We start from the raw sequence: 18,420 nt of genomic DNA on the forward strand, positions 1-18,420 counted from the left end.
TAAGGCGCCTGTGCGGCGATGAAAACCCGAATCGCTGCAATGGGGCCGGAACCGGCGCCGCCCGGGGCAAGCGGCTAGCCCAGCAGGCGGCTGATCAGCTTGGAGGTGTAGTCCACCATCGGGATGATCCGGGCGTAATTCATCCGGGTCGGCCCGATCACCCCGATCGCGCCAACGACCGAGCGCTTCTGGTCGTGATAGGGTGCGATGATCATCGAGCAGCCGGTGTTGCGGAAAAGCTGGTTCTCCGCACCGATGAAGATCTGCACCCCGTCGGCGGCACCTGTGGCGTCCAGCAGGCGCAGGGTGCTCTCCTTCTCCTCCAGCTGCTCGAACAGCCCGCGGATGCGCTCCAGATCCTCCAGCGCGGTCACGTCGTGCAGCAGCGCCGACTGGCCGCGCAGGATCAGGGTGGAGGCGCCCGGCCCGCCGCCCCAGGTGGCGAGCCCGGCCTGCACCACGCGGGAGGTCAGGTCGTCCAGCTCGGCCTTGCGCTGGACGATCTCCTCCTCGATCTGCGCCATCGCCTCGCTCAGGGTACGGCCGCTGAGCCGCGTGTTCAGGTAGTTGGTCGCCTCGACCAGGGCCGAGGGCGGCAGGCCGGCGGGCAGCTCCACCACCCGGTTCTCCACCAGCCCGGTCTCGCTGACCAGCACCACCAGGGCGCGCTGGTTGCCCAGCGGCACGAATTCTATATGGCGCAGGGAGCCCTCGTTCTTCGGCGAGACCACCAGCCCGGCGCAGCGGGTCAGGCCGGCCAGCGCCGAGGACGCCTCCTCCAGCATCTCGGCCACGCTGCGGCCGGCGGCGGCACACTGGCCGTCGATGCTCTCGCGCTCCTCCGGGCCGAGATCGCCGCCGACCTCGAGCAGCCCGTCGACGAACATGCGCAGCCCCGCGTCGGTCGGCAGGCGTCCGGCGGAGGTATGGGGCGAGAACAGCAGCCCGGCCTCCTCCAGATCGGCCATCACGTTGCGGATCGTCGCCGGGGAGAGCACCAGCCCCTGTTTGCGCGACAGGGTGCGCGAGCCCACCGGCTCGCCGGTCTCCACATAGGCGTCGACAACATGCATGAAGATCCGGCGCGAGCGCTCGTTGAGCTGCGCCAGGGTGGTGGACGGCATCGTCGTGCCGTCAAAGGGCTCTCTCTGCATACCGGTCATGGTAGACGAAAATCTAGGAAGCGCTACGCGGCCGGTCAACGTGTGTCGCCGACCCGGCGAAACCGGTCCACGGCACTGGACGTCCCGGGCCTGGATCACTAGGTTCGCGCAGATTTTTTACCAGGGCCTCCGTCCGGGGCCTCCGCAACGAAAGGCGACTTCATGGCATCCGACCAAAGCCAGACCGGCTCCCGGCCCTCCGGCCGCGCCGTCGACGAGCTGCGCAGGGTGGTGCTCGAGCCGGGCTTCGCCAAGCACGCGGAAGGCTCCTGCCTCGCCCGCTTCGGCGACACCCATGTGCTGTGCACCGCGACCGTGGAAGAGCGGGTGCCGCCGTGGCTGAAGGGCGGCGGCAAGGGCTGGGTCACCGCCGAATACGGCATGCTGCCGCGCTCCACCCATACCCGCACCGACCGCGAGGCCGCCCGCGGCAAGCAGTCCGGCCGCACCCAGGAGATCCAGCGCCTGATCGGCCGCTCCCTGCGCGCGGTCACCGACCTCGCCGCCCTGGGCGAGCGCCAGATCCGCATCGACTGCGACGTGCTGCAGGCCGATGGCGGCACCCGCACGGCGGCGATCACCGGCTCCTGGGTCGCCCTGCACCAGGCGATCGCCACCCTGAAGCGGTTCGGCGCGGTGAAGAGCGACCCTCTGGTCGACCGGGTCACGGCGATCTCCTGCGGCATCTACAAGGGCGTGCCCGTCCTCGACCTCGACTATGCCGAGGACAGCGACTGCGACGCCGACGCCAATTTCGTGCTGACCGCCGGCGGCGGGCTCGTGGAAGTTCAGGCGACGGCCGAGGGCGACCCGTTCCAGGAATCCGCGTTCATGGAGCTGCTGCGGCTCGCCCGCAAGGGCACCGACGAGCTGGCCGCCCTGCAGCAGGCCGCGGTGAGCTGAGGAGACGGTCCGGATGGCGCCCCGCAAGCTGGCCGGCGAGACCCTGGTGCTCGCCACCCACAATCCCGGCAAGGTGCGGGAGATCGGCGAGCTGCTGGCGCCCTACGGCATGACCGTGGTCTCGGCCGGCGACCTCGGCCTGCCCGAGCCGGAGGAGACCGGGACCACCTTCATCGCGAATGCGGAGTTGAAGGCCCTGGCGGCGGCGACCGCGTCGGGCAAGCCGGCCCTGGCGGACGATTCCGGGTTCTGCGTGGCGGCCCTGGACGGCGATCCGGGCATCTACTCCGCCCGCTGGGCCGGGCCGAGCAAGGATTTCTCGATCGCGATGGAACTAGTCCACGCCAAGATGGTGGAGAGCGGGTCGGAGGATACGAGGGCCTGGTTCACCTGTGCGCTGACCCTCGCCTGGCCCGACGGGCATTGCGAGAGCGTGGAGGGCTATGTCCACGGCACGGCGGTCTGGCCGCCGCGCGGGGAGAAGGGCTTCGGCTACGACCCAATGTTCGTCCCCGAGGGCGACACCAAGACCTTCGGCGAGGGCGATGCCGACTGGAAACACTCGGTGAGCCACCGGGCGGACGCCTTCGCCCAGCTCGTGGCGCGGTGCTTCGATGGCGGACTCGCTGGCGACTGATCGCGACCCGCTGGGCCTCTACGTCCATTGGCCGTTCTGCCGGGCGAAATGCCCCTATTGCGACTTCAACAGCCATGTCTCGGACAGCGTCGACCACGCCCTGTGGCGCGACCTGCTGGTGCGCGAGCTGGAGGCCCTGGCACCCCGGGTCGGCGGCGGGCCGGACGGAGATCGGCGGCTGGTCAGCCTGTTCTTCGGCGGCGGCACCCCCTCGCTGATGGAGCCGGAGACCGCCGCCGACGTGATCGAGGCGGCGCGGAAGCTGTTCCGGTTTAACAACGATATCGAGATCACCCTGGAGGCCAACCCCACCTCGGTGGAGGCGGCGAAGATGGCGGCGTTCCGAGCGGCCGGGATCACCCGCGTCTCCCTGGGCGTGCAGGCGATGGACGATGCCGCGCTGAAATTCCTGGGCCGGGAGCATTCCGCCGCCGAGGCCCTGGCCGCGCTGGAGGCGGTGCGGGCGCAGTTCGACAACGTGTCCTTCGACCTGATCTATGCCCGGCCGGAGCAGGACCTGGCCACCTGGACGGCGGAACTTGAGCGGGCGCTCGCCCTGGAGCCGGAGCACCTGTCGCTCTACCAGCTCACCATCGAGCCGACGACGCCGTTCTACGCCCGCCACGCAAGGGGCGAGTTCGCCCTGCCCGACGAGGACGGGGCCGCCGACCTGTACGACGCGACCCAGGAGATCCTGGGCGCCGCCGGGCTGCCGGCCTACGAGGTGTCGAACCACGCCCGGCCCGGCCGGGAATGCCGGCACAACTTGGTCTACTGGCGGTATCAGGACTATCTGGGCATCGGCCCCGGCGCCCATGGACGGCTGTCGGACGGGCGGCCCGGATCGACCAAGACCGCGACCCGCACCCACCGGGCGCCGAAGATCTGGCTGGAGCGGGTGGCGCGGGACGGCCACGCCCTGGTGGACGACGCGGCGATCCCGACCGACGAGGCGGTGATGGAGGCGGTGCTGATGTGCCTGCGGATCGACGAGGGGCTGACCGGCGAGCGGTTCCGCCACCTGTTCGGCGCAGCACCGGCCGACCTGTTCGATCCCAGGACGCTGGACGGCCTGGTCGAGGCCGGGTTCCTGACGATCGACGGCGCCGATCTGCGCGCCACCGCCGAGGGCCGCGCCCGGCTGGACGCGGTCACCTCACGCCTGCTGCAGAACGTCCGCCCGCTGCCGGGCGGGTGATCCGGCACAGGGGATCGCGCTCAGTTGATTGCAGCGGAGAAGCTGGTCGGTGCCGGGTCGACCCGCTCGAAGCCGTTGGCGGTCAGCCGCAGCACGGCGAGCCCGCGCTGGTTGGTGCCGTCGATCAGCAGGCGGAACAGCCCGTCGGCGCCGTTGAAGCCGGAAGGCTGGGTCAGGTTCTCCACCGAGAAGCCGTCGCCGCCCGGCTGCCGCGACAGCACCGCCGCCAGACCCACCGCGTCATAGGCGAGCGACGCCAGGCCGTGGGGGGCGGTGCCGTGGACGGAGCGGTAGCGGTCGACGAACGGCTTGCGGCCGGCCGGATCCGGGGCGGCGAACCAGCCGCCCACCAGGGTCGGCTCGCGGCCCAGGGACGGATCGGCCCAGAGCGCGGTGCCCAGGTACTTCACCTTGTTCGGGTCGATGTCGTAATAGGCCATCAGCGGGGCGAGGTTCAGGATGTTCTGCCCGCCTTCCGGGACGAGCACCGCGTCATACCCGCCCTCGCCGCCGGCGGCGAAGCTCTTCACCGTCTCCGACAGGGAGGTCGAATCCCCCGGCGTATAGGAGCGCATCCGGCTGATGGTGGCGCCGGTGCGGGCCGCGGTGTCCCGGGCGGCCTGCATCGCCTCGAAGCCGTAGGCATTGGACGGCGCCAGGACGCCGATCCGGCTGTAGCCGTTGCTCGCCGCATAGCGCACCACCCGCTCCACCTGCTCGCTCGGCAGCAGTCCCAGCACCCACACGCCGTTGCCGGCGGCGGAGCGGTCGTTGGAGAAGGACAGCACCGGCACGTTCGCCGCCTGGGCGACGGGTCCGACCGACCGGGCGGAGTCCGCGAACAGCGGCCCGATGATCATGTCGGCACCTTCATTGATGGCGCTGCGGGCGGCGGCGGCGGCGGTCTGCGGGCTGGAGGCGGTGTCGTAGAAGGCCAGCGCGAAATCCTCGGTCGCGATGTCGAACAGGGCGAGCTCGGCGGCGTTGCGCAGGGCCTTGCCCACCGCCGCGGCCCGGCCGGTCAGCGGCAGCAGCAGCGCCACCTTCGGCGGCCCCGCCTGGTCGGGGATCGCGACACCCCCGGGGACCGGCTGGCTCGGCTGCAGATCGAGGCTGGAGGGCGGCGGCGCCTCGGCGGCCTTGGGCGGCGGCGCGGTCTCGACCCGCTCGCTCGGCATCTCCGGCTGCTTTGCGCTTGAACATGCGGCCAGAACTGCAACCATGACGGCGAACGTCGCGGAAAGCCCCACCTGCCGTGCCCGGAACCTCATCATGCAGCTTTCCCTCGCTTTGGTCGAAACCCGCAGGTTCCAAGAAACTGGCCGGTCAGCCCGTGGCCGACGCTAATCGACGCGCGCCGCCAAGTAAATGTGGCGACAGGAGCGGCAGTTCCGCCAGACAAGCACAGGAAGATGACAGGATCGCGGCAGCCGGCCTGCGCCGGCGGCGGCAGGCCTATTCCTGGGGCCTGGCGGCGGAGACCTGGGCGGCCCTCTGGCTGCGGCTGAAAGGATACCGGATCCTGGCCCGGCGCGCCCGGACCCCCGCCGGGGAGATCGACCTGCTGGTGCGCCGCGGCGACGTCCTGGTCGCCGTCGAGGTCAAGGCCAGGCGCAGTCCCCAGGCGGCGGTCGACGCCGTCTCCGCCCGCCAGCGGCTGCGCATCGCCCGGTCGCTGGAGATGGTCGCCGGCCGCGATCCGGCCCTGTCCGGCCTCGGCCGGCGGCTGGACCTGGTGATCGTGCGCCCCTGGCGCCTGCCGATCCATCTGATCGACGTCCACCGCGACCGCCGCTGACCGGACAACCGGTGACGGACGGTCGCGAAACACCTAAGTATGGAACCGACGCCACCGGAGTACGGATCGATGCACCAGCAGCCCCTTCGCCGAATCCCCCCGGCCCCCCGTTTTCAGGGCCGACGTTCCGTGTCGCGCGCCCGCCTCGGGACCGCCCTGGCCCTCCTGGCCGTCCTCGCGGTGCCGCTGGCCGGCTGCTCGCCCGTCGGGGTCGCCGTCGGCGCCGGTGCGGCCGGTGCCACCGCCGCCCAGACCGAGAAGGGCTTCACCCGCTCCGTCGATGACGGCCGCATCCGCCTGCAGCTCAACGCCAAGTTCTTCGAGACCAACTACGACCTGTTCTCCAACGTGTCCTTCACGGTGGACCAGGGCCGGGTGCTGCTGACCGGCACGGTGGAGGATCCGGAGGACCGGGTGACCGCGACCCGTCTCGCCTGGAGCGCCGACGGGGTGGTCGAGGTGATCAACGAGCTGCAGGTGACCGACCAGTCCTCGCTGACCGATTTCGGCCGCGACACCCGCATCGGCACCGAGCTGCGGGTCAAGCTGCTGGCCGACGACCAGATCGCCTCCATCAACTACTCGATCGAGGTGGTGAACCAGACCGTCTACATCATGGGCATCGCCCGCTCCCAGGCCGAGCTCGGCCGGGCGATCGGCCATGCCCGCAACATCCCCTATGTGCGCGGGGTCGTGGACTACGTGACGGTGCAGCAGCAGTGACCTCCGTTTCGCAGACCGCACTGACCGTCAAGACGGCCGGGGCTCTGCTGGACGACGCGGCGGCGGCCTGCAGGACGGATCCCGGCGCCCGGCTCGACATGGCCCGGCTGGCCCTCGCCCTGTCGGTCCTGGCCCGCCCGGAACGGGACGTCTCGGCCGGGCTTGCCCATCTGGAGGAGATCGCCGCCCGGGCCGCCGGTCTGGCCGGCAGCAATCCGTCGGAGACCCTGCCGTCCCTGCTGGCCGACGAATTCGGCTATGCCGGCGACACCGACAGCTACGAGGACATGATCAACGCCGATCTCGCCGCGGTGATCGACCGCCGGCGCGGCCTGCCCGTCGCCCTAGGCATCCTGTACTGCCACGCCGCCCGGGCGGCCGGCTGGGACGCCGCCGGCCTGAGCTTCCCCGCGCATTTCCTGATCCGGGTCGACGGGCCGGGGGGGCGCCATATCCTCGACCCGTTCCACGGCGGCCGGGCGATGGATGCCGGCACCATGCGCAGCCTGCTGCGCCATATGGGGGCGGGCGAGGACCTGAGCGCCGAGCACCACCAGGACGTCCCCGACCGTTTGGTTCTGTTACGGCTGCAGAACAACATCAAGCTGCGCCGGCTGCAGAGCAACGACATCGAGGGCGGGCTCGCCGTGCTCGGCCGCATGCGCCGCCTGGCGCCGGACATGGCCTCCCTGGTGATGGAGGAGGCGGCGATCCTGGCGGAGGGCGGCGCGATCCTGGGCGCGGCCAAGGCGGTCAAGGGATACCTGGCCGCCGGCTACGGCGCGATTGAGGACCGCACGGAGATGGAGCGGTTCCTGGCGTCGATACAAACCCGCTTGAACTGACCGCCGCGCCGGTCGATTGTCGCGCGACGCAGCACCGCGCAACCACACCCAGCAAGAGTGAGACGGGAGAGAGCCATGGGCCTTGAGGTCGCGATCCAGATGGACCCGATGGAAGCGGTCAACATCGACGGCGACAGCACCTTCGCCCTCGCGCTGGAGGCGAAGAAGCGCGGGCACAAGCTCTACCACTATCTCCCCAAGCACCTGAGCTTCCGCGACCGCAAGGTCACCGCCCGGGCGGCCGAGCTGGACGTGCGCCGGACCCGGGGCGACCACTTCACCCTGGGCGAGCGCGCGGTGATGAACCTGGCCGATGTGGACGTGGTCCTGATGCGCCAGGACCCGCCCTTCGACATGTCCTACATCACCGCCACCCACGTGCTGGAGCATATCCACCCCAAGACCCTGGTGGTGAACGACCCGGCCCATGTGCGCAACGCGCCGGAGAAGCTCTTCGTCACCCATTTCGAAGACGTGATGCCGCCGACCCTGATCACCCACGATCCCGAGGAGATCAAGGCGTTCCGCAAGGAGCACAAGGACATCATCGTCAAGCCGCTGTTCGGCAATGGCGGGGCCGGCGTGTTCCACATCAAGCCGGACGACGAGAACCTGAACTCGCTGCTGGAGATCTTCACCCAGATGTTCCGCGAGCCGATCATCGTGCAGACCTACCTGCCGGAGGTCCGCCAGGGCGACAAGCGGGTGATCCTGGTCGACGGCAAGGGTGTCGGCGCCATAAACCGCATCCCGGCCGACGGCGAGGCCCGCTCCAACATGCATGTCGGCGGCCGCGCGGTGAAATGCGAGATGACCAAGCGCGACCACGAGATCTGCGAGATCATCGGCCCGGAACTGAAACGCCGCGGTCAGATCTTCGTCGGCATCGACGTGATCGGTCGTTACCTGACCGAAATCAACGTGACCTCGCCGACCGGCATCCAGGAGCTGAGCCGCTTCGACGACATCGACGTCCCGGCCATGCTGTGGGACGCGATCGAGGAGAAGCTGTAGGCCGTCCGGACCCTCAGCACCCCAGCGCCGCGACCGCCTCGGCCGGGTCGCCGATCGCCTCGCTGCCCGGGAAGAAGATCAGCCGGGTGCGGGCTTCCACCTCATACATCGCCACCCGGGTCGCGCAGAAGTCGGCGTTGCGCTCCAGCGTCTGGTCCATGATGAAGGCGGTGACCGAGCGGCCGCGGCCGAGGACCACGATCTTGAAATAGCCGGACGGGATGGTGTGGGGCTCGTCGGCCCGGGGGAGCGGCGGCATCGGCCGCTCGTAGAGCGGGCCGGTGACCACATGCACCGCGGCGCCCGACCTGCTGGCGAGGCTGCGCACGGCGGTCTCCAGCCGGACCCAGGGCCCCTGGTTCAGGGCGCGCGCCTGCGGGGTGATGTTGGAGAGGTAGTTGGTGGTCGCCCAGCTCTCCATCCCGGCGAAGGAGGCGAGCGGCGCCTGGTGGCCGCGGTCGGTCTTCAGGGTGGCGGCCGCGTCCCGGTAGTCGTCCGGCTCCAGGGTGGCGCTCGCCGGCAGGTCCGGATCGGCCCGCCAGTCGCGCGGACGGCTCGGCCCGAAATTCCGGGCATCCACCGCATAGGCGATCCAGTCGGCGAACTTGGTGACCGGGTTATTGGACAGGGTATAGGCGGGGCGCACGATCACCTGATTGGCCAGGGTCCCGGTTCCCTGGGGGCAGGGCCCCATGCAGGGCTCGGTGACCAGGTATTGTGCGGCGGCGGGCGTCGCGGCCGCCGCCCAGAGCAGCGCCCAAAACAGCGCCAGGACTGCTGCAACCCGTGCCATGTCTCCCTCCCGATCCGTGAACCGGGAGGGAGTATGAGTAAAGTGCTACTCAGAGTCGAATAATATGTTATTCAACGCCTGCGTGTCATTCTGCGGTGATCACGGTCATGACCAGCTTGCCGTCCGGCTTGATCGGGCCGTCTTCCTTTGCGCCGAGCGTGTATTCGAAGATGCCGGCCTTCGAGCCGCCGGCCTCGCTGTGCACCATGAGCATCAGCATCTCGCCCGACTTCACCGGCTCCGACAGGAGGGCGGTGACGTGGGCGTTCTCGCCCTTCTTCAGCGGCGCGTAGCCGACGACCGGGCCGGGCTTGTGGTCGGCGCCGGTGCGGTGAACGACGAGCCAGCCGTTCTCGGGCGCCATCACCTGCTCGGCGGTCACCGAACCTTCGGCCACCGACTGGCCGGATACCTTGACGTCGGCATGCTCCATCGCCTGGGCCGCACCCAGGGTCAGGCCGGTGAAGAGGACGGAGGCGAGCAGGCTGTGTTTCGCGAAAGTGGCGGTCATGTCGTGACTCCTCGTGCGTCTGTTCTCGGGCGCGCCGGGCGTGGGGAACCGGCGCCGGCTTCCATCGAAGCCGCCCGCAGATACGGAGGATCCGGCGGCGGGTTTCAGAGGCGACCGGATTTTTTCGGGATCACTCGTCGGCGGGGATCAGCGTGCCGTGCAGGGCCGGGCCGGTCGGCTGGCCGGTGGGCGAGCCGCCGGGCGGCTCCAGACTGATGCCGAAGGTCGCCTGGCGCAGCACGGCCGGGTCGTACTGCTTCAACCGCTTGCGGGTCGGGCCGGAGACGTCCTCCAGCAGGCCGAGGGATTGCGGGGTGGAGGAGATCCCCTCGCCGACGATCCAGAGCTGGTAGGTGCGGTCCTGCACCGGCTCGGCGGTGACCGGACGGATGGTGAGCGCCCGGCTCTCCAGGTCGACCGACAGCAGGAAGCGGGGCTGGGTATCGCCGTCATGGAACACCGCCACGAAGGTCTGGGGCGGCGGCAGGATCACCTCGCGGACCAGCAGCACGCCGGTGAGGCAGGCGGCGAGCGCGCCGGCTCCGAGGGCCGCCGCACGCCAGCGGCCGAGCCGACGGCGCAGGGCGGCCAGCTCGGTCACGGCGCCCGGTGTCGCCGCGGTATCGATGGCCGCCTGGATCGCCGGGAACAGGCCCGGTGGTGGCGCCACCGGCTCCACCTCGTCCAGCATCGGCGCCAGGCGCTGCTCCCACGCCACAATTGCCGCGTCGAGCTCCGGCTCCCGGGTCCGCCGGGCCTCGACGGCGACCCGCTCCTGCGGCTCCAGCGTGCCGAGCACGTAGTCCGCCGCCACCAGATCGATGTCCTCGCGATCCCTCATGCGCCGAGACAGTCCCTGAGCTGCTTCAGGCTGCGGTGCAGCCAGGTCTTGATCGTTCCGACGGGCTGGCCGAACCGGTCCGCCAGCTCCTGGCGCGACAGCCCGTCGAGATAGGCCAGCCGCACCAGGCTCCCACGGTCCCCCTCCAGCCTGTCCAGGCAGATCTCCAGCCGGCGGCGTTCCTCGGCCGCCTCCACCGCGCCCAGGGCCGAGCGGGCCGGATCGGGAACCCGGTCCAGGATGCCGTCGTCGGAGACGGTGGCGACCCGGGACCGCCGCGCCTCGTCCAGGGCGCGGTTGCGGGCGATGGTCGCCATCCAGGTGATGGGGGAGGCGCGGGCCGGATCGAAATCGCCCGCCCGCTGCCAGATCTTCACATACACGTCCTGCACCACCTCGTCGGCCTCGTCCCTGCGCCGCAAGATACGCAGGATGATGCCGTAGAGTTTCGGGGCGGTGGCGGCATAAATCTGAGCGAAGGCCTGGCGGTCGCCGCCGGCCACCCGGGCCAGCAGTTTCGAGATCTCCGAACTCGACGCGAGCATCGCCCGTATCGCCTCCCAGAATGCGTGTCAGGGCGCGCCGACCCGGCGACAAAGGTGGCCCGGACCGCCGGAAGTCAAGGGCCGGCGAAGCCAAGGGCCGGCGGCTACCCCGCGCGGCCGCGATAGGCCAGCGCCTCGGCCACATGGATCCGGGTCACGGTGTCGGCCCGGTCGAGATCGGCCAGGGTGCGGGCGACCTTGAGCACCCGGTGATAGCCGCGGGCCGAGAGCTGCAGCTTCTCCGCCGCCCGCCGCATGAGGTCGCGGCCCGGCGGATCGGGCTCGGCCACGGCGGTCAGCAGCTCGCCATTGGCATCGGCATTGGTGCGCACGGTCCCGGTCGGGTCAAGGCGCCGGTACCGCTCGGTCTGCACCGCCCTTGCCGCGGCGACCCGGGCGGCGACGGCGGCGCTGCCTTCGGCCGGCGGCGGCAGGGAGAGGTCGGCGGCGGAGACCGCCTGCACCTCTATTGCCAGATCGAAACGGTCGAGCAGCGGGCCGGACAGCCGGTTCTGGTAGTCGCCGCCGCAGCGCGGCGCCCGCCCGCAGGCCCGGCCCGGATCGGCCATATGGCCGCAGCGGCAGGGGTTCATGGCGGCGACGAGCTGGAAGCGGGCCGGATAGGTGACGTGGTGGTTGGCCCGGGCGATCACCGCCTCGCCGGTCTCGATCGGCTGGCGGAGGGCGTCCAGCACCGGGCGGGGGAACTCGGCCAGCTCGTCCAGGAACAGCACCCCGCGATGGGCGAGCGACACTTCCCCCGGCTTCGCCCGGATGCCGCCGCCGATCAGCGCCGGGGCCGAACTGGAATGATGCGGATCCCGGAAAGGCCGGCTGCGCTCGATCCGGCCCTCGCGCAGCACACCGGCCACCGAGCGGATCATCGACACCTCCAGCGCCTCGGCGGGGGTCAGGGGCGGCAGCAGGCCGGGGAGCCGGGCGGCCATCATCGACTTGCCCGCACCCGGCGGGCCGATCATGAGCAGGTTGTGGTTGCCCGCCGCCACCACCTCCAGCGCCCGCTTGGCGGTCTCCTGGCCCTTCACGTCCTTGAGGTCCGGATAGTGCGGTTCCGCCTCGACCACCCCGTCGGCCGGCTCGGGCAGGACCTGGATGCCGCGCAGGTGGTTGAGCAACGACAGCAGGTCCGGGGCGGCGATCACCTCGATGCCCTCGGCCCAGCGCGCCTCGGGACCGCAGGCCGCCGGGCAGATCACCCCGCGCCGCCCGCTGCCCGCCGCCGCCACCGCCGCCGGCAGGACGCCGGCCACCGGCGAGATCCGACCGTCCAGCGCCAGCTCGCCCAGCACGATCCGGTCGGCCACGTCCTCCACCGACAGCGCCCCGATCGCCACCAGGATGCCGAGCGCGATGGGCAGGTCGAAATGCCCGCCCTCCTTGGGCAGGTCGGCGGGTGCGAGGTTCACGGTGATGCGCTTGTAGGGCAGGGCCAGGCCCAGGGCCGACAGGGCGGCGACCACCCGTTCGCGGCTCTCGGTCACCGCCTTGTCGGCCAGCCCGACCAGGCTGACGGCCCCCATGCCGCCGCCGCCGACATGGACCTGGACATCCACCTCCACCGTCTCGATGCCGCGGAACGCCACCGTCGTCACCCGCGCCCCCATGGGCCGACCTCCCTTGCGCCGGCGCACCAAGCCGTGCGCCACGCAGCCTATGGGAGGGCCGGCATCGGATTTCGGCGATCGGGGTGGAAACGAGGGCGGCGCTATTCCGCCGCGCTGAGGGTCTGCCGGGCGATGCCGACGGCCCCTTCCATATCGGCGCTCTTCATGGCCTCGCGGTCGAGCTTGGCGCCGGTCAGGTCGGCGTGGTGGAACAGCGCCCCGTCCAGCACCGCCTGGGTGAAGTCGGCCTTGTGGGCGACCGCGCCGGCCAGGGACGCGCCGGAGAGATCGGCCGGCCATTCGCGCAGCAGCTCCAGGGTCTTCGGCTTCAGGATCTGCATCGGGGTGAGCCGGGCCTGGGTCAGGGTGGCGCCGTCCAGCACCGCCGCCTTCAGCCCGGCACCCCGCAGGTCGGCCCCGGTCAGGTCGGCGCGCGGCAGTTTCGCCCCGGCCATCTGGGCGAAGCGGAACGAGCATTGCTTCATGTTCGCGCCGGCGAGATTGGCCCCCTCGAAATCGGCGGCCGACAGGTCGGCGCCGGAGAAGTCGATCCCCGCCAGGTCCATGCCCCGGAACGAGCCCCGCTCGCCCTTCTTGCCGCCCGAGCTGATCCACAGGAAATGCTGGACCACCTTGTGCTGCACGTCCGGCGCCATGGTCTCCAGGCCGGTGGCGATCTTGCAGTCCGTCAGGTTGGCGCCGCCGAGATCGGCCCCGTCCAGGTTGCAGGAGCGCAGGTCCGAGCCGGTGAGGTCGGTATCGGTCAGGACGGAGTCGGCGAAGTTCACGCCGCGCAGGTTCGACCCGCGCATGTCGGTGCCCTGGAACGAGCTCTTCGACAGGTCGGCCTTGTTCAGGTTCACGTTGCGCAGCACCGCGCTCTGGAAGGCGGTGTTGACGGCGGTCACCCCGGACATGTTGGCGCCGGTCAGGTCGGTGCGCACGACCGTCGCCTCGGACAGATCGGCCCGGGCCAGGTTGGCGTTCTGCTCGATGGTGCGGTTCAGGTCCTGGATCCGCGCCGGCCGCAGGTCGGCATCGGTCAGATCCGCCGTCATCAGCTTGGCGCCCTTCAGGTTGGCGCCGCGCAGATCGGCCTTCACCAGCTTGGCGCCGGCGAAATCGCACTGTTCGAGCTTGGCGGTCGAGAACTGGGTGGCGCTGAGGTTGGAGCCGGCGAAGCTCGCGCCGCGCAGGTCGGTGCCGTGGAACAGGCCCTGGCGCAGGTCGGTTCCCGCCAGCATCGCGCCGCGCAGCGTCTTATGCCGGAAATCCGCCTGCACGCCGCCCGTCGTGTGCTTCAGGAAGAGCGCGTGCTTGCGGATCGATTCCGCCACATCCCAATCGAGATCGTTTGCCCGCTGCATACGAACCCCAAGGCCGATCGCGAGGCGCCGCCGGCGACCTCGCGCAGAAGAAAAGGACTACGTCTGGTGGAATCTCAAGTTCCCGACACTGTCGGAAAGTCCCCACTGGTCCCGGATTATGAACCTGCAGGCCAAATTTGTCAAAACTTTCAGATTGTTAAGCATAATGGGTGACAACCTTTCACAAGATCGTCAGCCCATTTCAGCCAAAGGCCCCAGATATGCTCCGGCCTCTATCCTCCGGACCGGGCGCCTCAGACCGGCTTGATGATCCGGCCGAGATTCTGGCCGGCGAACATGTGCAGGTGGAAGTGGGGGACTTCCTGGTTCGCGTCTCGGCCGTGGTTCGACAGGATCCGGTAGCCGTTCTCCACGATCCCGAGGTCCCGGGCGATCTTGCCGGCCGCCCGCACGAAGGCCGCGATCTCCGCGTCGCTCGCCTTCTCGGAGAAGTCGGCGAAGGAGACATAGGCGCCCTTGGGGATGATCAGGACATGGGTCGGGGTCTGGGGCTGGATGTCCCGGAACGCCAGGACGTGCTCGTCCTCGTAGACCGTGTCGTTCGGGATCTCGCCGCGCAGGATCTTGGCGAAGATGTTGTTCGGATCGTAGCTCATTCACCCTCTCCGTTGGCTTGTCCGCGGGCCGCCTTCTCGGCGAGGCCGGAGGTCCCCTCCCGCGCCTCGAGCTTGGCCCAGACCTGGTCCGGGGTCACCCCCGCCGCCGTCCACAGCACCAGCAGGTGATACAGCAGGTCGGCACTCTCCGAGGCCAGGGCGTCGGGATTCCCGAGGGCGGCCTCGATCGCCACCTCAACCGCTTCCTCGCCGACCTTCTGGGCCGATTTCACCGGGCCCTTGGCCAGCAGCTTCGCGGTGTAGCTGGTCTCCGGATCGGCGCCTTTTCGCGCCGCGATGGTGGCGGCCAGACGGTCGAGAATGTGATCGGCCATGGGCGGTCAGTCCCCCTGGCGCATGGCGAGACCGGCGGCGGCCATGGCGTCCTTGGCCTCGCTGATGCGGTAGGTGCCGAAATGGAAGATCGAGGCGGCGAGCACCGCGCTGGCATGGCCGTCCCGCACGCCTTCCACCAGGTGGTCGAGGGTCCCCACGCCGCCGGACGCGATCACCGGCACCGGCACGGCATCGGAGATCGCCCGGGTCAGTGGAATGTTGAAGCCCTGCTTGGTCCCGTCACGGTCCATGGAGGTCAGCAGGATCTCGCCCGCCCCGTACTCGGCCATTTGTTGCGCCCACGCAACGGCGTCGAGCCCGGTGGCGTTGCGGCCGCCATGGGTGAAGACCTCGAACTTGCCGTCGCCCACGCTCTTGGCGTCGACCGCGACGGTGATGCACTGGCTGCCGAACTTGTGCGCGGCCTGGCGCACGAAGTCCGGATTGGTCACCGCGGCGGTGTTGATCGACACCTTGTCGGCCCCGGCCAGCAGCAGCTTGCGGATATCCTCGACCGTGCGCACGCCGCCGCCGACCGTCAGCGGCATGAAGCACTGCTCGGCGGTGCGGGCGATCACGTCGAAGATGGTGTCGCGGTTCTCGTGGCTGGCGGTGATGTCGAGGAAGCAGAGCTCGTCCGCCCCTTCGGCATCGTAGAGCTTGGCCTGCTCCACCGGGTCGCCGGCATCGATCAGGTCGACGAAGTTGACGCCCTTGACCACCCGTCCGTCCTTGACGTCGAGGCAGGGAATGACGCGGACCTTGAGCATCACGCGGCCTCCCCGGCAAGCGCGCGCACCGCGCCGACCACGTCGACCCGGCCGTCATAGAGCGCCCGGCCGACAATGGCCCCGGCCACGCCGTCCTTGTCGAGCTTGGCGATCGCCCTCAGGTCGTCCAGCGAGGACACCCCGCCCGAGGCGATCACCGGTGTCGACAGGGCGCGGGCCAGCGCCCCGGTCGCGTCCAGGTTCGGGCCCTGCAGGGCGCCGTCCCGGTCGATATCGGTGAAGATGATGGCGGCCACGCCCGCATCCTCGAACTTGAGCGCCAGGTCGGTGGCGGTGATCTCGGAGGTCTCGGCCCAGCCCTCCACCGCGACCTTGCCGCCACGAGCATCGATGCCGACGGCGATCTTGCCCGGATGGTCGCGGCAGGCGGCGATCACCAGTTCGGGATCGCGCAGCGCCACCGTGCCGAGGATGACCCGGCTGATCCCGGCCTCGAGCCAGGTGTCGATATGGGCGCGGCTTCGGATGCCGCCGCCGAGCTGCACCGGCACGTCCACCGCCGACAGGATCGAGCGCACGGCGACGCCGTTCACCGCCACGCCGGCGAAGGCGCCGTCCAGGTCGACCACATGGATCCAGGCGCAGCCGGAATCCTGGAACGCCTTGGCCTGGCTCGCCGGGTCGGGGTTGTAGACGGTCGCGGCGGTCATCTCGCCGCGCAGCAGGCGGACGCATTCGCCGCCCTTCAGGTCGATGGCAGGGTAGAGGATCACGAGGTACCGCCCTCATTCGTCCCGGACGGGCCGGTGACCGACAGGTTCTTGAAGTAGTACAGGCCGCGCACGAACCCGTCGCGGGTCCGGGCGTAATAGGGGTGCTCGCCGAACTTCTGGAAGCCGAGCGCCTCGTACAGCCGGATCGCCGCCCGCTGGGTCTCGCGCACGTCCAGGTTCATCACCTCGAAGCCGAGGGAGCGGGCGTGGTTCTCGGCGATCTGGGTCAGGTCGCGCGCCAGCCCGTGCCCACGCGCCCAGGGGGCGACGAAGGAGGTGGTGAAGTTGCAGGCGAAGCTCTGCGCCTCGTTGTTGCGCGGCGGCCGGTGGAGCTGGGACGAGCCGGCGATCACCCCGTCGAGCCGGCCGACGAACAGGTCGCGGTCGGGGATCAGCAGGGTACCGCGCCAATACGCCTCCAGGGTCTCGCGCGGCGGCGGGGTCAGCCAGCCGAAGCCGCCGCCGTCGATGATCGCCGCCTCGGCCGCGTCGCAGAGGTCGTGCAGGTCGCCCACCGACAGCTCGGTCAGGTGCTCGACCGAGGTCACCGGCGTCGGGGCGAACTGAGTCTGATCGCCAGTCATGGCGTCCATCCGATGAAGTTGGCGATGAGTCGCAGGCCGGTCGCCTGGCTCTTCTCGGGGTGGAACTGGGTTCCGACCATGTTGTCCCGGCCGACCACGGCGCAGATCGGCCCGCCGTAATCGGCGGTGGCGAGCTGCTGGTCCGCCTGGTCGAGGCGCATGGCGTAGGAATGGACGAAATAGGCATGGTGCCCGTCCTCCAGCCCGGCCAGCACCGGGTGGTGGCCGCCCTGCACGCTCAGCACGTTCCAGCCCATATGGGGGACTTTGCGCGGGCGGCCGTCCGCCTCGTCCGCCGGCTCGATGCGATGCACCTCGCCGTCGATCCAGCCGAAGCCTTCGGTGGTCAGGTGCTCGAACCCGGCCTTGGCCATGAGCTGCATGCCGACGCAGATGCCCAGGAACGGCACCGCCTCGCGGATCACCCGCGCCTCCAGCGTGTCGCGCAGCCCCTGGACCCGCTCGACCCCGGCCCGGCAGTCGGCGAAGGCGCCCACGCCGGGCAGCACGATGCGGTCGGCCTTGGCGATGATGCCCAGGTCGTCGGTGACCTTGATGTCGGCGGCCACACCGGACTCCCGGGACGACCGCTCGAAAGCCTTCGCCGCCGAGCGGAGGTTCCCCGACCCGTAATCGATGATCGCGATGGTCTGCATGGCCGCCTCAGTCGCTCCGCAGCGCGCCCTTGGTCGACGGCACGGCGTCGGCCTTGCGCGGATCGATCTCCACCGCCTCGCGCAGGGCGCGGGCCAGACCCTTGAAACAGGTCTCCACGATATGGTGGCTGTTCTCGCCCTTCAGGTTGTCCACATGCAGGGTGGCGCCGGACGCCTGGGCAAAGGCGCGGAACCATTCCTTGAACAGCTCGGTGTCGAAGGTGCCGACCTTCTGGGTCGGGAAGTCCACGCCCCAGGACAGGAACGGCCGGCCCGACAGGTCGATGGCAACGCGGGTCAGCGCCTCGTCCATCGGCAGCAGGCAGGAGCCGTAGCGGGTGATGCCCCGCCGCTCGCCAAGCGCCTGGGCGATGGCGGAACCGACCGCGTAGCCGGAATCCTCGGTGGTGTGGTGATCGTCGATATGCAGATCGCCCTCGGCCTTCACGGTCAGGTCGATCAGGGAATGGCGCGAGAGCTGCTCCAGCATATGGTCGAGGAACCCGATCCCGGTCGCCACGTCATAGACGCCGGATCCGTCCAGATCGACGGAGGCGGAAATGCGGGTCTCATTGGTGTTGCGCTCCACGCGCGCCGTGCGGGCCATACCACCCTCCCTGGAGAATGGCGGCTGTTTAGCAGGAAGGCCGCCGCCGTGCCAGCCCAAGGCGCCCACGACGCCCGCCCGGCAGGGGTGCCGGGGCTCTTGCTTGAACCGCGCGCGCCGGACATTACATTCGCCTGACCATCGGAATAAGGC

22 protein-coding genes are annotated in these 18,420 nt (G+C 70.1%); 7 read left to right on the forward strand and 15 right to left on the reverse strand.

Annotation, left to right across the window (positions count from 1 at the left end; genetic code table 11):
• Window positions 1-74: 74 nt before the first annotated feature.
• Window positions 75-1,124, reverse strand: coding sequence for a heat-inducible transcriptional repressor HrcA (gene hrcA, locus ACOQOP_RS18200; RefSeq protein WP_420563229.1), 1,050 nt, complete (start codon window positions 1,122-1,124; stop codon window positions 75-77).
• A 201-nt stretch (window positions 1,125-1,325) separates the two neighbouring features.
• On the opposite strand from hrcA, the gene rph reads away from it, so the two are divergent.
• Genes rph through hemW form a run of 3 tightly spaced genes read left to right on the forward strand, consistent with a single transcriptional unit; the run spans window position 1,326 to window position 3,901 of the window.
• Window positions 1,326-2,066 (forward strand): ribonuclease PH, encoded by a 741-nt coding sequence (rph, locus tag ACOQOP_RS18205; RefSeq protein ID WP_420563230.1) that lies wholly within the window; start codon window positions 1,326-1,328, stop codon window positions 2,064-2,066.
• Between the two features lie 13 nt (window positions 2,067-2,079).
• On the forward strand, window positions 2,080-2,703 hold the full coding sequence (gene rdgB, locus ACOQOP_RS18210) for an RdgB/HAM1 family non-canonical purine NTP pyrophosphatase (RefSeq protein WP_420563231.1): 624 nt from the start codon (window positions 2,080-2,082) through the stop codon (window positions 2,701-2,703).
• The gene (hemW, locus tag ACOQOP_RS18215; RefSeq protein ID WP_420563232.1) at window positions 2,681-3,901 is read left to right on the forward strand and encodes a radical SAM family heme chaperone HemW; all 1,221 of its coding nucleotides are present in this window, start codon (window positions 2,681-2,683) and stop codon (window positions 3,899-3,901) included. The genes rdgB and hemW overlap by 23 nt, the downstream gene beginning before the upstream one ends.
• A 20-nt stretch (window positions 3,902-3,921) precedes the next feature.
• Here the strand turns inward: hemW and ACOQOP_RS18220 are convergent, their stop codons facing one another.
• The gene (locus ACOQOP_RS18220; protein ID WP_420563233.1) at window positions 3,922-5,124 is read right to left on the reverse strand and encodes a penicillin-binding protein activator; all 1,203 of its coding nucleotides are present in this window, start codon (window positions 5,122-5,124) and stop codon (window positions 3,922-3,924) included.
• 110 nt (window positions 5,125-5,234) lie between these two features.
• Here ACOQOP_RS18220 and ACOQOP_RS18225 point away from each other — a divergent pair, with 110 nt between their 5' ends.
• From ACOQOP_RS18225 to gshB, 4 genes are all read left to right on the forward strand, one after another.
• Window positions 5,235-5,699, forward strand: a complete 465-nt coding sequence (locus ACOQOP_RS18225; protein ID WP_420563234.1) for a YraN family protein — start codon at window positions 5,235-5,237, stop codon at window positions 5,697-5,699.
• Window positions 5,700-5,828: 129 nt separating this feature from the next.
• Window positions 5,829-6,422: a BON domain-containing protein gene (locus ACOQOP_RS18230; RefSeq protein WP_420563235.1), complete on the forward strand. Its 594-nt coding sequence runs from the start codon at window positions 5,829-5,831 to the stop codon at window positions 6,420-6,422.
• The gene (locus ACOQOP_RS18235) at window positions 6,419-7,267 is read left to right on the forward strand and encodes a transglutaminase family protein (protein ID WP_420563236.1); all 849 of its coding nucleotides are present in this window, start codon (window positions 6,419-6,421) and stop codon (window positions 7,265-7,267) included. The genes ACOQOP_RS18230 and ACOQOP_RS18235 overlap by 4 nt, the downstream gene beginning before the upstream one ends.
• A gap of 75 nt (window positions 7,268-7,342) precedes the next feature.
• Complete coding sequence (gene gshB, locus ACOQOP_RS18240; protein ID WP_420563237.1) at window positions 7,343-8,281, forward strand: glutathione synthase; 939 nt, start codon at window positions 7,343-7,345, stop codon at window positions 8,279-8,281.
• 13 nt (window positions 8,282-8,294) lie between these two features.
• Here gshB and ACOQOP_RS18245 read toward each other — a convergent pair whose 3' ends face one another.
• From ACOQOP_RS18245 to hisB, 13 genes are all read right to left on the reverse strand, one after another.
• Window positions 8,295-9,074, reverse strand: coding sequence for a DNA/RNA non-specific endonuclease (locus ACOQOP_RS18245; protein ID WP_420563238.1), 780 nt, complete (start codon window positions 9,072-9,074; stop codon window positions 8,295-8,297).
• 85 nt (window positions 9,075-9,159) lie between these two features.
• Entirely contained in the window at window positions 9,160-9,585 is a 426-nt protein-coding gene (locus tag ACOQOP_RS18250) for a DUF7282 domain-containing protein (protein WP_420563239.1), read from the reverse strand.
• Window positions 9,586-9,715: 130 nt separating this feature from the next.
• The gene (locus ACOQOP_RS18255) at window positions 9,716-10,426 is read right to left on the reverse strand and encodes an anti-sigma factor (protein WP_420563240.1); all 711 of its coding nucleotides are present in this window, start codon (window positions 10,424-10,426) and stop codon (window positions 9,716-9,718) included.
• Window positions 10,423-10,971 (reverse strand): sigma-70 family RNA polymerase sigma factor, encoded by a 549-nt coding sequence (locus ACOQOP_RS18260; RefSeq protein WP_420563241.1) that lies wholly within the window; start codon window positions 10,969-10,971, stop codon window positions 10,423-10,425. Before ACOQOP_RS18260 ends, ACOQOP_RS18255 begins: the two co-directional genes overlap by 4 nt.
• A 104-nt stretch (window positions 10,972-11,075) precedes the next feature.
• The gene (locus tag ACOQOP_RS18265) at window positions 11,076-12,596 is read right to left on the reverse strand and encodes a YifB family Mg chelatase-like AAA ATPase (protein ID WP_420563242.1); all 1,521 of its coding nucleotides are present in this window, start codon (window positions 12,594-12,596) and stop codon (window positions 11,076-11,078) included.
• Between the two features lie 101 nt (window positions 12,597-12,697).
• Window positions 12,698-13,933 (reverse strand): pentapeptide repeat-containing protein, encoded by a 1,236-nt coding sequence (locus ACOQOP_RS18270; protein ID WP_420563243.1) that lies wholly within the window; start codon window positions 13,931-13,933, stop codon window positions 12,698-12,700.
• Window positions 13,934-14,217: 284 nt separating this feature from the next.
• A complete protein-coding gene (locus ACOQOP_RS18275) occupies window positions 14,218-14,580 on the reverse strand; it encodes a histidine triad nucleotide-binding protein (protein ID WP_420563244.1) in 363 nt (120 codons plus the stop codon).
• Window positions 14,577-14,915, reverse strand: coding sequence for a phosphoribosyl-ATP diphosphatase (locus ACOQOP_RS18280; protein WP_420563245.1), 339 nt, complete (start codon window positions 14,913-14,915; stop codon window positions 14,577-14,579). The genes ACOQOP_RS18275 and ACOQOP_RS18280 overlap by 4 nt, the downstream gene beginning before the upstream one ends.
• 6 nt (window positions 14,916-14,921) lie before the next feature.
• Window positions 14,922-15,686, reverse strand: coding sequence for an imidazole glycerol phosphate synthase subunit HisF (gene hisF, locus ACOQOP_RS18285; protein ID WP_420563246.1), 765 nt, complete (start codon window positions 15,684-15,686; stop codon window positions 14,922-14,924).
• Entirely contained in the window at window positions 15,686-16,420 is a 735-nt protein-coding gene (hisA, locus tag ACOQOP_RS18290) for a 1-(5-phosphoribosyl)-5-[(5-phosphoribosylamino)methylideneamino]imidazole-4-carboxamide isomerase (RefSeq protein ID WP_420563247.1), read from the reverse strand. Before hisA ends, hisF begins: the two co-directional genes overlap by 1 nt.
• Complete coding sequence (locus ACOQOP_RS18295) at window positions 16,417-17,004, reverse strand: GNAT family N-acetyltransferase (protein ID WP_420563248.1); 588 nt, start codon at window positions 17,002-17,004, stop codon at window positions 16,417-16,419. Before ACOQOP_RS18295 ends, hisA begins: the two co-directional genes overlap by 4 nt.
• Window positions 17,001-17,660 carry an imidazole glycerol phosphate synthase subunit HisH gene (gene hisH, locus ACOQOP_RS18300; RefSeq protein ID WP_420563249.1) on the reverse strand — a complete coding sequence of 220 codons (660 nt, stop codon included), beginning with the start codon at window positions 17,658-17,660 and terminating at the stop codon, window positions 17,001-17,003. Before hisH ends, ACOQOP_RS18295 begins: the two co-directional genes overlap by 4 nt.
• Before the next feature lie 7 nt (window positions 17,661-17,667).
• Window positions 17,668-18,267: an imidazoleglycerol-phosphate dehydratase HisB gene (gene hisB, locus ACOQOP_RS18305; protein ID WP_420563250.1), complete on the reverse strand. Its 600-nt coding sequence runs from the start codon at window positions 18,265-18,267 to the stop codon at window positions 17,668-17,670.
• Window positions 18,268-18,420 lie beyond the last annotated feature (153 nt).

The sequence above is a fragment of the Thalassobaculum sp. genome (assembly GCF_965223715.1).
Classification (GTDB): Bacteria; Pseudomonadota; Alphaproteobacteria; order Thalassobaculales; family Thalassobaculaceae; genus Thalassobaculum.